Raw genomic sequence first — 14,738 nt, 5'->3', positions numbered from 1 at the left:
AAAACCGTGGAATGGGGAACATATTGCCCCGGGGCGTACAAACGTTTTTGCACGCTACGCTGCCAAAGCTAAAAAAGCTGCGTGGTTCGTCACACACGTCCGGGCACAAAGTTTTCAGATCGTGCGGCGTGTTCGCGAAATGATTGTCCATGAGCGATTTGCCTCCGCGACGAAACGAGCCCTTTGAAGCAATATATTGAAATACATTTTAAAATAGTACTCCCTGATTTTATATCATTTTTCTAATTATGCCTCCCTATGAGCAACCCCAAGACTTTTTCAACTACCGAAAACGAAGTGACCGACATTATCGACGTCATTCGTAAGCTACGCAACGACCTGATCAAAGACTTCCTGGACGAACGAAACCTCGCGACCTACGTAGCGGATCATTACAAGATCGCAGACCTTACGCCGGTGAAGGTGGAGTTTATCAAGGGAGAATTGAAGAAGATGCTGATCGCGCCCGTAGACGTGGAGTGGTATAAGCCCATCCTCGACGACTTTGGTACGACCGGCAGCGCGGCCCTTTCCGAAGGGAACGAAAGGCTGTTCTACAAGGAGATCGAGAACATGCTGAAAAGGTTTATTTATTAACAGCCCTTGTCTGTTAATAACAAAAGCCGCCTCTTCGCGAGGCGGCTTTTTTGTTTTGTCTGCTAAAACAAATTCAGTTGTCCACCTCGCGGTGGCCTGGCGCGTCCGAACACGGTGCGGCCGTCGTATTTCCAGGATTCGCTACGCTCCTTTTCGATCACCGCGTGCAGGTTTGTATTGGGCACAAAATCTTTTTCGGCACGATACGATAATTCTGAAAGACTGCGAATGGCTTGCTGACGATCGGTCTCTCCTATTTTGGCCCGCGCCACCGCTACCTTCAGCGTCGAGATCGTTTCGTCGTATACTTTCAGCGGCACCGGAAACGGGTGTCCGTCTTTGCCGCCGTGTGCGAATGAAAAGCGCGCAGGGTCGCTAAAGCGCGACGGCGTGCCATAGATCACTTCGCTGACCAGTGCGAGGGACTGCAAGGTGCGCGGCCCGAGCCCCTCCAGCAACAACAGCTCTTCAAAGTCTTTGGGCGTCTTCTCGTGCGCCAGGTACAGCATCGCGCCGAGGCGCTTCAGGTCTACATCTTCCGTGCGCACATCGTGATGCGAAGGCATGACGAGTTGCTGGATCTCGCGCATCATGGCGGCAGGCGACTCTTTCGTCATACCGAGAATGGATGTGCGGGCACCGTCGGCGTCGTGCGCCACCATGTTTACGATCTGCCCCTGGCTTTCGCCGCAGATAGAGGTGTGCGGCTCATCGACAAAGGATTGCAGCGATGCCGAGTGCCAATGATACCGTCGCGCGGTGCCGCTGGCGGGGCTCATGCCTTGTTGTACCACCGCCCATTGCCCCTCGTCGCTGACCACGAACGAGTGCAGGTATAATTGAAAGCCATCTTGCACGGCAGTGTTGTCTACTTTTGCGCTCAGCTTGCTGCAGCGCACCAGGTAGTCGCCGGGGAGACCGGTGCGCTCGGCCACCTGCAGTAGCTCGGCCGGCGTCTCACGCGACTGTTTGCCCTTGCCGCCGCAGATATAAAGGCCCAGCGCTTTCGCATGGGGGTTGATGGCGCGCTTCAATGCGCTCATGACCGCCGTGGTAATGCCGGAGGAATGCCAGTCCATGCCCAACACGCAGCCCAGGCTTTGAAACCAGAACGGGTCGCTGAGACGTCGCAGTACCTCGGCTTTGCCGTATTCTGCCAGGATCGCTTCGGTAATGGCCAACCCGAGCATACTCATCCGCGCGGCAAGCCACGGCGGTACGGCGCCATAGTGCAACGGCAGATCTGCCGATCCCGATCGTTTAAGCGTAGACATTCATTCAAAGGTACGGGTTAAAACAGAAACCTGTTTTTTATTTCCACGCAATACCCGGCTCCCGCGGGCGTTGTTAGAACAGGTTGGCACAGTTATTTATTATTATCTGGCATAACGCTTCAAACAAAGCGTTTATAAAAAGAACATCGCCGTGAAACAAGAATAGCAGCGATCTTCTACTTAAAAGAGGCCTTAGAATAGAGAATAAGGATAAATAATGGTTAGGTTAGGTGACTTAAAGGCTGCTGCAAAGCAGCCTTTTTGTATTATAAGACAGTCCGACAGGTTAAACATAAGTGTGTATTTTGAGTGATCTTTTACACACTTTTTCAACAATTTGTAGAATATTCTCCGATACAATCTTCCTATAAACTAAGAAGAGCCATCCGCCGACTGTCGGATGGCTCTTCCGTTGAGAAGTAATTCCGGACTTAGTCTTTCGAGAACTCGCCGTTAGCAGTAAGCTCCACTTCGTCGCTTACCATGGTGCCGGGAGTGCCCGCGCCGATGCCGAAGTCAGAACGCTTCAGTGTACCGGTAGCTTTGAAGCCCGCGATGGTCTTCTTGGTGTACGGATGCACGCCTGTGCCGCCCAGGGTCAGGTCGAGTGTAATCGGCTTGGTCACCCCGTGCAGGGTCAGGTCACCTACCAGTTTGTACTTCTTGTCGGCTACCTTCTTGATAGAAGTGCTTTTGAAGGTCAGGGTCGGGAATTTGGCTGCATCGAAGTAATCAGGATTCTTCAGGTGGCCGTCACGCTGTTCATTGTCGGTGTCGATGGTGTTTACGTCGGCGGTCAGTTCAAATACAGCGTCCGTAAAATCGGCTTTGCTGGAAGTGATCTTTGCGTCCACTGTTTTGAAGCTACCGTCTACGGTAGAAACCATCAAGTGGGTTACGCTGAAGCCCAGCTTAGAGTGTGCTTTGTCAAAGCTCCAGGTTTGTCCGAAGACTACAGCACCTGACAATAACAGGAAGGTGACTAATACGCTTTTTTTCATAGATTTGTATGAAGTTGGTTACTATAAGTAACTCAAAGCTATTTGGTAACTACCAACGGCACAAGCAGAGACAAATACTTACGTCAGGCACATGGGGGTAACTATTACTGAGAATCAACCAGTTGAGCGCAGAAAAAAAATTGCAAAAATCCTGGAGGAGAAGGCCAACGGCCTGTGTCCGGTGCACGATTTCCTGATCCATTTTGCGAACAAGTGGTCTATGCTGGTGGTCCTCAACCTGGGCTACGCCGGCAGTCCGCGCTTTAACGAGCTCAAGTCGCGCGTGTCGGGCATCTCGCAGCGCATGCTGACGGTGACCCTCCGTTCGCTGGAAGAAGACGGCCTGGTGACCCGGCAATTATACCCTGAGATCCCGCCCCGCGTGGAATACCAACTCACGCCGCTGGGCAAAAGCCTGCTGGACGTCATGATGGGACTGGGTGAATGGGCCGCGAAGCACGAAGCGGAGATCGCCAAAGCACGCAAGAAATTTCGCAGCCGCCATGCCGACTGATCTACACATATAGCGGTAACATTCTTTTCGTTGACTTACTATCTATCGGGTAGGTCTTCTACTCTCCATCGGTCATTTTACAGCGCGCGGCCTTGATTTCGCAACGTCTAATTTAAACCGCTTCTAAATAGTGATATATTGCCGGCCTGAACCGACACCGGCTACCCTTGTCATTACTGAATCTATATAGCGATGAACGTCTTCTGCGCCTGCTGCAAGCCGGCGACGAGCGGGCTTTTAAGATCATCTTCGATCGCTATTGGGACCCGGTATATACTGCCTGCTACCGCGGCACCCGCGCGCGGGAAGAGTCGCGCGAGATGACCCAGGACATCTTCAAGTCGTTGTGGGAAAGACGCGAATCGTTGCTGGTGGCCGGTACGCTAAGCGACTACCTCGGCAAGGCCGCCCGGTATCAAACCTATAATTATTACCGGAATCTGAAAACGGAGAAGCGGCACCTCGATTGTTTCTTTCTGGATTACTGCGGGGAGGAAAATTGCACGGAGAACCAGGTGTTGTACCGGCAGCTGGAAGACCGGTTGGGGGAATTGGTGGATAAGTTGCCTTGTCAGTGCAAGAGGGTGTTCCTGATGAGCCGTAGTGAGAACCTGACACATAAAGAGATCAGCGAACGGCTGAATATTTCCACCAGTACGGTGGAATATCATATTGGAAACGCGTTGCGGTACCTGGCAAAAGAGCTGCAGGAATCGTAGCAACTCCCCCGCTCCCAGGCTGCAAAAAGGGAGATCACCCGTATCATACCCGTATCAAAGCCCTACATTACCCGTATCAAAGCCCTACATTACCCGTATCAAAGCCCTATATTACCCGTATCAAAGCTATACCAGCCATATACATGCGCTATCCCTGACATAGGGAAACCGGTATACGGGGCTAGCCAGCCAGCGCAATAGCCTACCCGGTCCTGGTTCCCTGTTCCTCCCCTGTTAAAGGTATTTTTTAGGAAAATCGCAGTTTTCCTAAAAAGCGCGCTGTGGTGATCGCAGTTCCGGGGTATAGTCATACGTGGGCATTATCCCGCCGCGTATGGAAAACATCACACCGGAACTGCTGGAGAAATATTTTAAAGGGCTTTGTACACCCGACGAAGCGGCGCTTGTTATGCAGGCATTGGCTGGTAAGCATGCCCCCGCGCCGTTGCCGGATGATCACGATGTTTTTCGCGGTGTCGACAAACGTGCATTACAGAATGAGATCTGGAAACAGGTGCAACCGCCTGCACAGCCTAAAAGGGCCATACACCGCCGGCTGCCGTTGCAGATCGCGGCGTCGCTTTTGCTTATCGCCGCCGCGATGGGTATCCTCTATCAGTATCGCTCCGCGTTTGTAGCTGCCGACACCCCGCCTGCGCTGGCGGCCAGCCGCGTGATACAGGCTGCCCGTGGTGAAAAAATCCGCCTGACATTGCCCGACGGCACGATCGTGCACCTGAACTCGGGGAGCACACTGACGATACCGGAGAAGTTTACCGACACGGCGCGCATCGTTCATCTTTCGGGCGAGGCCTATCTGGAAGTGGCCCGGGATGCTTCGCGTCCTTTCTCTGTGTTGACGTCCAGAACGACGGTGCGCGTCCTCGGCACCGTCTTTCGTGTAAAGGCTTACCCGGATGAGGCCAGCACCACCGTGACGGTAGAGGAAGGCAAAGTACGTGTATCGGATGCAGCGGGTTATCATGTATTGCTTACCCGCGATCAGGGTGTTACTTGTCTGCCGAATGGAAAGCCGCTGACTGTACAAAGCGTATACGCGGCTAACTATACTGCCTGGCGGCATGGCACGCTCATCTTTAAAGACGAGTCGCTGTCCGAAGTAGCCGCCATTCTCGCGCGCTGGTACAACATACCGGTGCTTATTCAGAATAAGAAAATTGCGACGCATCGTTTTACCGGCCGGTTCACCAACAACCCTGCGCTGGCCACTGTGCTGAAAGAGCTCAGCACGGTAATGCAATGTCAATACGAGCTGAACGACAAACGGCTGATTCTATACTAAGAACGACCGATCCATGGGTGCGATGACGACAACACGTTTTATGAAATTCATACCGGCCGGGTCTGCCGCGGTTTGTACCTGGTTCGTCGTGGCAAGCCTGCACGTCGGCGCAGCCACCCTACCGTCCGATGGCATTCTCGATAAGAAGATCACCTTGCGGTTGAATGATCTGCCGCTCGGCGATGCGCTCGACGTTATCGCCAGCCAGGTCGGCTGCTCTTTTTCCTATAGCAGCACATTGTTGGGTGGGAACCGCCGCGTTACGGTACACTATACCGATATGCCTTTACGGGATGTGCTCGCCGACCTGCTGCGCGATACGCTGGGCAGCATACAGGTGCACGGCAGCAGGATATTGCTGGTCGCGGCGTCTGCACACGTCGAAGGAAAGATCACAACGGCCGAAGGCGACCCGATACCCTTTGGCACCGTGCGGGTGGACGGCAAGCCTTATGGCACTACTTCGCGCGAGGATGGATCGTTTACCCTGCGTGTACCCGACCCGGGGCCGTGTGTACTGGTGGCTACCGCGGTGGGGTATGAGCCGTTGAAAAAAACATTGACGATCGCGCCCGGACAATCATTGCAGCTCGCGTTCACCCTGCACGAGGCAACGGTGCAGATGAATGAGGTCCTTGTCACCGCCGACCGCATGCTAACGTCCACAGCTACTCGCACGGCGGTGCCGGTGCGTGACCTGCCGATGCCCGTGATGATCATCGAGGGCCGGCAACTGGAAATGATGGGAAGCCGCCGCCTGCACGAGGTGCTGCAAGAGCAGACAGGCCTGGCGCTGACGACCGACCCGAGCGGTGCCTCCAGTGCGCTGGGATTACAAGTACAGGGATTCGACGCCTCGTATACCATGATCATGATCGACGGCCAGCCGCTGATCGGCCGCAACTCGGTGGGCATTCTCGATCTCTCACGCATTACCATCGCCAACATCGAACGTATCGAGATCATCAAGGGCACCTCCGCCGCCGTCTATGGCAGCGATGCGCTGGCCGGCGTAGTCAACATTATTACGCGCAGGCAGCCCATCGACGGTCCGAACGGCACGGCGGCGTTGCGTTACGGCACCAACCAAACGCTCGACGCTACCTTCGACGGCAGCATGCCCTGGCTGGACAAACGCGCCGTGACATCCTTCTCGACCAACTTCTATCGTACCGACGGTTTTGATGCGGCTCCCGAAACACCGGGTAAAACGTTGCCGCCGTTCCACAGCTATTCGCTGCAGGGTAAAACGCAATACCGTCTGGCACCGGCTACGCTCCTGACCGGCTCGGCACGGTTTGCGTCGCGCCGGCAGCACAATCAATACGACCTCGATCGCATCGGCCGGCGCGAAGACAAGAACCTGGAGCAAGATGTCAATGCCACAGCGGTTCTTCAAAATACCTTGCGCGGAAAGTTCGACCTGCAAACGCAATACTACTTCACGCAGTACACCGCCCGGGCAACTTCTACCGACCTCGACAAAGATGTACGTGTGAATGAGAACAAATTCCAACAATACTTCCACCGCGTAGAGTCGTTTGCGAGCTACAATCCCTGGCCGACGTTAAAAGCCACGGCCGGCATCGGCGGCAACGCCGAAATACTCCAGGCCTCCCGCTATGGCAACCGACGCGACATGGAAACCGGCTTTGCTTATTTGCAAACACACTACACACCCACCGACAAGACGGGCATCCTCGCCGGTGTGCGGTATGATGTCCATAGTCTGTATGGCCAGCAGGTAAGTCCGCGCCTGGGCATCCGATATACCGTTAACGACTGGCTGGTGCTGAAGGCCACGGCAGGCACCGGCTTTAAAGCGCCCAGCTTCCAGCAATTATACCTGGCCTTCAACAATCCCTCCGCTGGATACACCGTCCTCGGAGCGTCTGTGTTCGACCAGGAAGTGGCCCGCATGCAAGCGGCGGGTGAGATCCAGGAGCTATACCCGGTCGCTGAACAGATCGGCAACCTGAAGGCCGAGCGCTCCCGTTCGTTCAACGCTGGTTTTGTATGGCAGCCCGTTCACGATGTCACCCTCGAAGTGAACGCCTTTCGAAACGATATCCACAACATGATCCTGGAAGATCTGGTGGGCGTCAAGCAGAACAGAACGCAACTATACTCCTATCGCAACATCGACCGTGCCTTTACGCAAGGGCTGGAGACCACGGTCGCGTGGGCCGTCACCCCGGAGCTGCAATTTTCTGTGGGCTACCAATTGCTCTACGCGAAAGACCAGGGCATTGTAGACAAGCTCAAAAAGGGCGAGGTGCAGCTGCGCACACCCGAGGGCCGCATCCGTACGGCAAGACCTTCCGACTACTTCAACCTGACCAGCCGCTCGCGCCACATGGCCAATGCCAAGATTTTTTATGAACACAAGGCGCGCGGCATCAGTGCCAGCGTACGGGCAACATACCGCGGCAAGTATGGCATGGGTGATCGTAATTACCCCAACCTGTTTATCGATCCCTATGACCTGTATGCCGACGGCTATGTATTACTCAATGCCACCGTCGAAAAACGACTGATTCAAAAACGGCTGGGCATCCAGCTCATCTGCGATAACATCACGGATTACAACGACAGCCTGATCCCGAACCTGCCTGGCCGGCAACTTATTACCGCGCTGTCGTGGCGCTTTAACAAAAATGATTGATATGCGTTACATCTCTCCCTTTCCAGAACTCTTCCGCCATACGCCCTGGTGCCTGCTCGTCGTCCTGCTGGCGGCATGTTCCGACGGTGACGACGACACCCATACAACCCCCGTGGTCCTGACGCCCCTGGATACCTACACCAGCATAGATGAACGAACCAGTACCCTATACATCAAAGACCTGCCGGGTTCCGTCGGCAATACGTATGAATCGGGTCACATTCCCATCTTTTTCAACCTGGAGGACCATGCCATCATCAACCCGCACGATACCGACGGTGCGTGGCTCACCTTGCCCCAGGGGAAAGCGCAAGATAACCACTGGGATGTGTGCTTTAGCGGCATCTACAACTCGTACATTACTTTCAACAACGGCACCATAGCAGATACCCCGGGATATGGTGGTACGGGCCAGGGCGGTATGGTTGTGCTCGATGCGCTATTCGACGAGCTCGACGAAGCACCCGCCGATGAAGTCTTCGACGCCTTCATGGCTGAACAGACTTCTTCCGGCTGGCACGACTTCCCGGTGGGCCACAAGGGTTGGTACTTCTATAGCCTGCAAAGCCACATCATGTCGGCCATCAGCGGTGTGACCATCGTCGTTCGCACCGGCGACGGCAAGTTTGCCAAGCTGGAGATGAAGACCCTTTACCTGGGCGACCCCGAAAACCCGACGGTCAACACGCCGGCACCGTATTTCACCTTCCGGTATTTTTTGCAAGCGGATGGCAGCCGGAATCTTTCCACACGATAAACCCATAATATCCATACCGTACCCTTACACTATGTTATATTCATTCCGACGTACCGCGCAACACCGACTATTATATACGTTCATTGCTTTCTTCGTCCTGGCGGCGTGCTCGTCCGACGATCCAGCGCCGGCGGACGAAGCAGATGACCCGGACAACGACGTGCCCGTCACCGGCATTTATACTATCGCGAACCTGGCGGCCGACACACTGGCCACCTCGTCCGGCAACGCCACGCCCCTGTACTACAGCCTGGAGCAAAACAAGGCCGTTCCCGCATCACAAGTACAAACCGCCAACTGGGACATCGCTTTCCTGAGCATTTACAACAGCAGCATCGCGGCAAACAACGGCTCCGCCACCTCCTCGCCGGGTTACGGCGGCCCGGGTAAAGGCGGTCTATACCTGTTGCAATACGAAGACATCGACGAACAGTATTACGACGAGGGCGGCAAGCCGCTGAAAGCGCTGCCCGCCCGCAGCCTCTTCGAGGATGCTTTCAACCGCACAACCTCGGTCGCTGTTGCCGATGAGGATTTCCTGACGGGCAAGCGTATCGACCTCGACTACTTTGGTGGTACAAAGAGCGGCTGGGCCTATTACGACTTCTACGGACAGATGTACCCCGACCGGCCATCCGACGAGAAAGCGCATATCTGTTACGCCTTGCCGCGACCTATCCTGGTGCGCACAGCCAGGGGCAACTATGCCAAGGTGATCCTCTACAGCATGTACAAAGGTGCTCCGGAAGATCCGGACCGTTCGCACAAGGCCGGGTTCCTTACCTTCAAATATGCCATTCAGAAAGACGGTTCCAAAAACCTCGACATCTCCGAAACCAACTAATCGACAAAGCGATCACTTCCATGAACTATATCCATAACATCCTCTCCCCGGCATTGCTGGCGCTCGGCCTCCTGGCCGCGTGTACCGACACCGAAACAGTCGAACCGCCGGCGCCGCTTGCCAATCGTATCCTCACGTATGAAGTTGCCAACACAGCAGCCCCGCTCTATGGCGCTGTTAATGATCAGGACTCGACCATCAAAGTGTATCTGCCCTATTTCTATTATCTCACAGTGCTGGAAGGAAACGTAACGGTATCGGAAGGCGCCACAGTTACGCCCGCCAGTGGCACGCTGCTGCGAAACGTACCCGCCATCGCCAAGGGCGACACCACCGTATTTTATGACGTGACGGCGGCGGACGGCAGCTCCAACCGCTACAGGCTCCTGGTAGACACCCGTCAACCCACGCTGGTCGTTGACGAACTCACGACTGATCCGGAGACACCGGCGGCATTCTATAGCTCGGTGATGTACAAAGGCACACCGATCTATTCAGGCCTGATGCTGACGGGCAAGAATCTCTTCAAAACCGCGCAAGGAAATGTACTGGCCAAGGTCACGTTCATTGCCGAAGACGGCACCGAAATGCCGGCCCTCGATGTCGCCTCCAATGAATCTATTTCCCTGATGGTAACGCTGCCGCTCAATACGGATCTGCCCAACGGCCTCTATACGATCCGCGTCGATTGTTATAGCCAATCGGTCACGCTTAAAAACCCCGTTCAAATTACTTCACCGCTTTAATCGAATAAAACAGTCCCTATGATGCGCTTCTCCCTACACGCAACCTTCTCCGGCGCCTGGCTGGCGATGGCGTTACTCGTCGCCACCGCCTGCGATACCGACTACGAAAATGCGCCTTATCCATATAAAGAACTGATGGCATTCTCCTTCGACGCCAACGGCACCACGGTCGAGGCCGCCATCGCCGACGGGCAGATCCTGCTATACTGGCCGCACGCGCTGGCCCTTCCAGCCTCGATCACGCCGCTGCTCGCCGTTTCCGAAAAAGCATCTGTTACGCCGGCTTCCGGTACAACCGTTCCGCTGCAAGACAATGTTACTTACACGGTCACCGCCGAGGATGGCAGCACAGCTACCTATACGTTAAAAGTCGTCGTCAACCAACCGCCATTGTCCCTGGATGAGGAAAACCCTACGATCGTATGGTTCGGCCGGCTGGCCGATATCCGCGGCACGAACATTCTGCTCGACGCCAGCCGTACCGCGGTATCGCTCATTGCTGCCAATGGCGAAGAGACCCCGGTAGCCATCGATACGATCGTCGACGCGCTCGCCACAGGCTTTGGCTCGAACATACTCGCTCAGATCCCGGAAGAAGGCGCCGCGCTCGACACGGGCTGGTATAAGATCAAAGTCGTAACCGGTGTACGGACGGCGACTACCACCGAGCCGGTGCTTTATATACGATACCCCTATCCGACCTTCGACGCGATCACCAGCGCCATCACTGTGCACCCAGGCGAGACCTTTACATTGCATGGAAAAAATTTCCGCCAACTGGAAGACGCCCGGGTAATGGTACAAGACGGCTCGGAGGAATACTATACGCTCACCCAGGTGAGCTTTACACCAAATGAAATAACGTATCGTGTGCCCGACGATATGCCGGTACGGGAATATGCCACGATCTTACCGGGTATAACGGACACCTTCAGCGGCTTTTTTGAATATTCCTACCAATTGAATGGATTTCCGAATGTACATCCTCAACTCATTGTAACCGAATCAGAAAAATAACATGCATCAGCCATCTCCCTCGAATACGGGGTAGCGAAAGATAAAACCAGCAACTGTCTATCGTAGCCGCAATCTTCGTAGAAAAGAAGAAGCCGGGCATTGCGACTGCCCGGCTCTTACGATCTCCGAAGTTAAATAAATCGTAAACATTGAACCGTTAAAAGACAATGAAAACAAAATCAACTCCCGCTCCGGAAACCGGACGCAATTTAGCAAAAAGCATGAACAGCGTTGCACGCGTATGCGCTGTAGCCCTGGCTGTTATTTTCACCGCCTGTCAGGAAGACGAGATCACTCCCACGGATCCGTCCCTGAAACACCAAACCGTTGCAGCCAGCCCGATCGCCGGCGGTGCCGCCGTAAGCTTTACGTCGGCTTCCACCTTTGGTACTGTACGCCTGGACAATGCCGGCGTGTACTACGTAGAGGACTTTTTCCAGGGTACTCCGGGCACCGGCACCGACCCGCACGTACCGAACGCCACGTATTATTATCGTTTTGACCTCATCGACGGCGGTACATCCTCAAACTATGTACTGAAATTCGGCGGCACGGCCAACGGCGACATCACCGTGGGCACGGGTTATACGCTGGCGTATACCACCACCAACTTCAACTCCGTTACCAGCAGCACCGCGACAACAGCCGTAAGCGGCGCCTTTGGCTATAACAATATCACCATGGGCACGCCGACGTCTTTCACGGTTAACCCGCTGCATCCGGGCTGGTACAACTACAACATCGTGAACCACATTGTGTACCCGCTCGCCGACAACGGCGGTAGTGTAACACTGGTAATCACACACACTGCCAGCGGTGTGAAGTATAAGCTCGAACCACAGGATATTTATCAGGGTGGTATCCCGAACTCGGCTACCCCTCCGAACAACTATCCGTACCTGAAATTCCGTTATAAGCAACTTTAATCAAATGCTTCAAGCGGCTCCCTGAAGCTGGTTGCTGGTCTAAGAACGTTCTGGCCTTCGGGCCGGAACGTTCTGTTATAAAGAACAATGCCGATGACACAAATACATCACCCGCTCCATTCGCTCACCATCATGTTCAGCATGATGCTGTTCGTGATGGGCGCATGCCAGGATGATGATACAGGCTTGCACATCCTCCGGGGCACACGGGTAGAGCAGACGGCCGATTCCCTCTATCTTTATGCGCGCGAGCTGTACCTGTGGTACGACGCCCTTCCGGAGTATACGGCTTTTGATCCACGTCAATACGTAGCCGGAGGCAGCAGTCTTGAAAATTTGCACACTGAGCTGTTTGCGCTGACGCAGTATGCTATTGATCCTACTACCGGAGCGGGTTATGAAACATCTTCCACACCCGGCCAACCAAGATATTCGTTTATACAATACACAGGCGACGCATCTTCCACGGGTCGCGTACAAGCTACACCCGTAAACCATTCCGTGTACGGATTCGGTCTCGAGACCGCCGCACTTCGCACGGGTGAATTATATATCCGCCAAATACTGCCGGGCTCTCCGGCCGCCACGGCAGGCTTGCACCGTGGGCAGCAAATTACTGCCATCCAGGGCGAGCCGGTCACGATACGCTCGGATGAAGACCTTGAAAAGATCCGGAAGGCCTGGCTCCAGCCTTCCTTGAAGATCACGATACAAGGACAGGAAATATCCCTTGCCCAGGGAAGCTATACCGCCGACCCCATATCCACCCATACGCTATTGTCTGACGGCACGACGGGTTATCTTGCGCTAAACGCTTTTCCACCCCTGACGGAGGCCAGAGCCTCTCTTGATCGTGCCTTTGCCGTCTTTGCCACGGCGGGCATTACACACCTGGTCATCGACCTGCGATACAATGCCGGCGGCTATAGTGAAACGGCCGGATACCTGCTCGGCCTCGTGGCGCCTACACGCCTGCAGGGAGCCATACTCTACATCGAGCATTACAACACGCTTCTGCAACAAGGACGGGCCCCCATCCTCGCCCAACAACGTCTGCTCGACGCTAACGGTAACGCGATACCGTACAAAGGCCGCTATGCCACCTACGCCGATGTCGACTATTCGCTCCGGGCCAATACGTATACACTCGCCAAACAGGGATCGCTCGAGACCGTCACCGACGTGACCGTCATCACCACCGCGGAGACTGCTTCTGCCAGTGAGCTTGTCATCCATGCGCTGCGCCCGCACCTGCGCGTACGCCAGGTAGGCACTCGGTCATACGGAAAACCCGTGGGGTTTTTCCCGGTCACGATCGACCAATATCGGCTCTGGATGCCTACCTTTAAGATCACCAATGCCGCCGGCGACGGCGACTACTTTGACGGACTGGCGCCCGACATCGTGGCATCGGACGATGTGACACATGACTTCGGCGACCCGCGGGAAGCCAGTCTCGCGGCGGCCCTGGCCTCCCCGGACAATAGCCGGCTGCCAGCGGGCAGCGCATTGCAACTGCCCCGGAGCATCAGCCCTACACCCCGGTACGGCGGCATGATCGAGACCAGAAAAAGACTACTGGGGAATTAACAATCTATTCGAAAAAACAAAACACGGTATGGAAACAAAAACCAATATAAGCACCAACATCAAAGAAGCCACAAAAGACGCGCACGTCGCGCTTGAGAAACAAGTCGTGCAACGCCTTAAAAGCATACGCGCTAACGCCGACTATGCGGCATTCCTGAAATACTTCTATGCGTATTTCAATCATGTAGAAAAGGCCATCGCGCCATACATAACCGAAAGCCTTCTGCCAGACTATAAAGACCGGCGGAACTCCAGCTATATAAAGAACGATATTCTCGCGCTGGGCAGTGCGATGGAAGACCTGCCGGCCACTACCGTGCCGACGATCGACAATCACGTAAAGGCGCTGGGAGCGCTTTATGTCATGGAAGGGTCTATTATGGGCGGCAGCATTATTGTGAAGATGCTGGAGAAAGGCGGCATTACCGATGGTGTATCCTTCTTTTCGGGGTACGGTGAGGCTACCGGGCCCATGTGGGGAAAATTTGTGGCAGTTATGAACCGGGAAGCCATTACCGATACTCAGCAGGCCGATATGATCCGGACGGCGAATGAAACGTTCGAGCATTTCTCAAAGGTGTTTGAAGGATCATCGGCTGCGCCTACTGCTGGCGCAAGTTTAGCACCAAGCGTTAGCACAGGTGCGTAACTTGTGCCGGGAACTGACGGCAGTTTGTAACTGCCGTCGGTCTTCTGCCCGCCAGTCGCAGACCATAGCCGTCTACTTAAGGTCTAAGTAATTGTTAATCAATACTCATAGAGAAAGAAACGAAATGGTATTTCAG

At 54.7% G+C, this 14,738-nt stretch carries 14 protein-coding genes; 12 read left to right on the top strand and 2 right to left on the bottom strand.

Annotated elements, in window-relative coordinates; translation table 11 throughout:
• The first annotated feature begins 258 nt into the window (after positions 1-258).
• The gene (locus tag KK078_RS21010) at positions 259-597 is read left to right on the top strand and encodes a hypothetical protein (protein ID WP_254092284.1); all 339 of its coding nucleotides are present in this window, start codon (positions 259-261) and stop codon (positions 595-597) included.
• A gap of 62 nt (positions 598-659) precedes the next feature.
• Here the strand turns inward: KK078_RS21010 and KK078_RS21005 are convergent, their stop codons facing one another.
• A complete protein-coding gene (locus tag KK078_RS21005) occupies positions 660-1,871 on the bottom strand; it encodes a DUF763 domain-containing protein (protein ID WP_254092283.1) in 1,212 nt (403 codons plus the stop codon).
• Between the two features lie 431 nt (positions 1,872-2,302).
• Positions 2,303-2,872, bottom strand: coding sequence for a YceI family protein (locus KK078_RS21000; protein ID WP_254092282.1), 570 nt, complete (start codon positions 2,870-2,872; stop codon positions 2,303-2,305).
• A 91-nt stretch (positions 2,873-2,963) separates the two neighbouring features.
• Here KK078_RS21000 and KK078_RS20995 point away from each other — a divergent pair, with 91 nt between their 5' ends.
• The 11 genes from KK078_RS20995 (at position 2,964) to KK078_RS20945 (ending at position 14,602) form a co-directional block, all read left to right on the top strand.
• Positions 2,964-3,386, top strand: a complete 423-nt coding sequence (locus KK078_RS20995; RefSeq protein ID WP_254092281.1) for a winged helix-turn-helix transcriptional regulator — start codon at positions 2,964-2,966, stop codon at positions 3,384-3,386.
• Positions 3,387-3,553: 167 nt separating this feature from the next.
• Complete coding sequence (locus KK078_RS20990) at positions 3,554-4,105, top strand: sigma-70 family RNA polymerase sigma factor (protein ID WP_254092280.1); 552 nt, start codon at positions 3,554-3,556, stop codon at positions 4,103-4,105.
• A gap of 334 nt (positions 4,106-4,439) precedes the next feature.
• The gene (locus KK078_RS20985; RefSeq protein ID WP_254092279.1) at positions 4,440-5,408 is read left to right on the top strand and encodes a FecR family protein; all 969 of its coding nucleotides are present in this window, start codon (positions 4,440-4,442) and stop codon (positions 5,406-5,408) included.
• A gap of 40 nt (positions 5,409-5,448) precedes the next feature.
• Positions 5,449-8,073, top strand: a complete 2,625-nt coding sequence (locus KK078_RS20980; protein ID WP_254092278.1) for a TonB-dependent receptor domain-containing protein — start codon at positions 5,449-5,451, stop codon at positions 8,071-8,073.
• Position 8,074: 1 nt separating this feature from the next.
• On the top strand, positions 8,075-8,830 hold the full coding sequence (locus KK078_RS20975) for a hypothetical protein (RefSeq protein ID WP_254092277.1): 756 nt from the start codon (positions 8,075-8,077) through the stop codon (positions 8,828-8,830).
• A 31-nt stretch (positions 8,831-8,861) separates the two neighbouring features.
• Positions 8,862-9,674 carry an HmuY family protein gene (locus KK078_RS20970; RefSeq protein ID WP_254092276.1) on the top strand — a complete coding sequence of 271 codons (813 nt, stop codon included), beginning with the start codon at positions 8,862-8,864 and terminating at the stop codon, positions 9,672-9,674.
• Between the two features lie 20 nt (positions 9,675-9,694).
• Positions 9,695-10,420, top strand: a complete 726-nt coding sequence (locus KK078_RS20965; RefSeq protein WP_254092275.1) for a hypothetical protein — start codon at positions 9,695-9,697, stop codon at positions 10,418-10,420.
• An 18-nt stretch (positions 10,421-10,438) separates the two neighbouring features.
• Entirely contained in the window at positions 10,439-11,437 is a 999-nt protein-coding gene (locus tag KK078_RS20960) for a DUF5018 domain-containing protein (protein ID WP_254092274.1), read from the top strand.
• A 221-nt stretch (positions 11,438-11,658) separates the two neighbouring features.
• On the top strand, positions 11,659-12,363 hold the full coding sequence (locus KK078_RS20955; RefSeq protein WP_254092273.1) for a hypothetical protein: 705 nt from the start codon (positions 11,659-11,661) through the stop codon (positions 12,361-12,363).
• Between the two features lie 93 nt (positions 12,364-12,456).
• Positions 12,457-13,953, top strand: a complete 1,497-nt coding sequence (locus tag KK078_RS20950) for a S41 family peptidase (protein WP_254092272.1) — start codon at positions 12,457-12,459, stop codon at positions 13,951-13,953.
• Between the two features lie 28 nt (positions 13,954-13,981).
• Positions 13,982-14,602, top strand: a complete 621-nt coding sequence (locus KK078_RS20945; RefSeq protein ID WP_254092271.1) for a biliverdin-producing heme oxygenase — start codon at positions 13,982-13,984, stop codon at positions 14,600-14,602.
• Positions 14,603-14,738 lie beyond the last annotated feature (136 nt).

The organism is Dawidia soli (assembly GCF_018598185.1).
GTDB classification, from domain to species: Bacteria; Bacteroidota; Bacteroidia; order Cytophagales; family Cyclobacteriaceae; genus Ohtaekwangia; species Ohtaekwangia soli.
This window is presented reverse-complemented; position numbering and strand designations above follow the sequence as displayed.

Excerpts from the sequence above, each read along its gene's own strand:
- KK078_RS21010 (WP_254092284.1), top strand. The coding sequence starts at position 259 with ATGAGCAACCCCAAGACTTTTTCAACTACCGAAAACGAAGTGACCGAC.
- KK078_RS21005 (WP_254092283.1), bottom strand. The coding sequence starts at position 1,871 with ATGTCTACGCTTAAACGATCGGGATCGGCAGATCTGCCGTTGCACTAT.
- KK078_RS21000 (WP_254092282.1), bottom strand. The coding sequence starts at position 2,872 with ATGAAAAAAAGCGTATTAGTCACCTTCCTGTTATTGTCAGGTGCTGTA.
- KK078_RS20995 (WP_254092281.1), top strand. The coding sequence starts at position 2,964 with ATGGGGGTAACTATTACTGAGAATCAACCAGTTGAGCGCAGAAAAAAA.
- KK078_RS20985 (WP_254092279.1), top strand. The coding sequence starts at position 4,440 with ATGGAAAACATCACACCGGAACTGCTGGAGAAATATTTTAAAGGGCTT.
- KK078_RS20980 (WP_254092278.1), top strand. The coding sequence starts at position 5,449 with ATGAAATTCATACCGGCCGGGTCTGCCGCGGTTTGTACCTGGTTCGTC.
- KK078_RS20975 (WP_254092277.1), top strand. The coding sequence starts at position 8,075 with ATGCGTTACATCTCTCCCTTTCCAGAACTCTTCCGCCATACGCCCTGG.
- KK078_RS20970 (WP_254092276.1), top strand. The coding sequence starts at position 8,862 with ATGTTATATTCATTCCGACGTACCGCGCAACACCGACTATTATATACG.
- KK078_RS20965 (WP_254092275.1), top strand. The coding sequence starts at position 9,695 with ATGAACTATATCCATAACATCCTCTCCCCGGCATTGCTGGCGCTCGGC.
- KK078_RS20960 (WP_254092274.1), top strand. The coding sequence starts at position 10,439 with ATGATGCGCTTCTCCCTACACGCAACCTTCTCCGGCGCCTGGCTGGCG.
- KK078_RS20955 (WP_254092273.1), top strand. The coding sequence starts at position 11,659 with ATGAACAGCGTTGCACGCGTATGCGCTGTAGCCCTGGCTGTTATTTTC.
- KK078_RS20950 (WP_254092272.1), top strand. The coding sequence starts at position 12,457 with ATGACACAAATACATCACCCGCTCCATTCGCTCACCATCATGTTCAGC.
- KK078_RS20945 (WP_254092271.1), top strand. The coding sequence starts at position 13,982 with ATGGAAACAAAAACCAATATAAGCACCAACATCAAAGAAGCCACAAAA.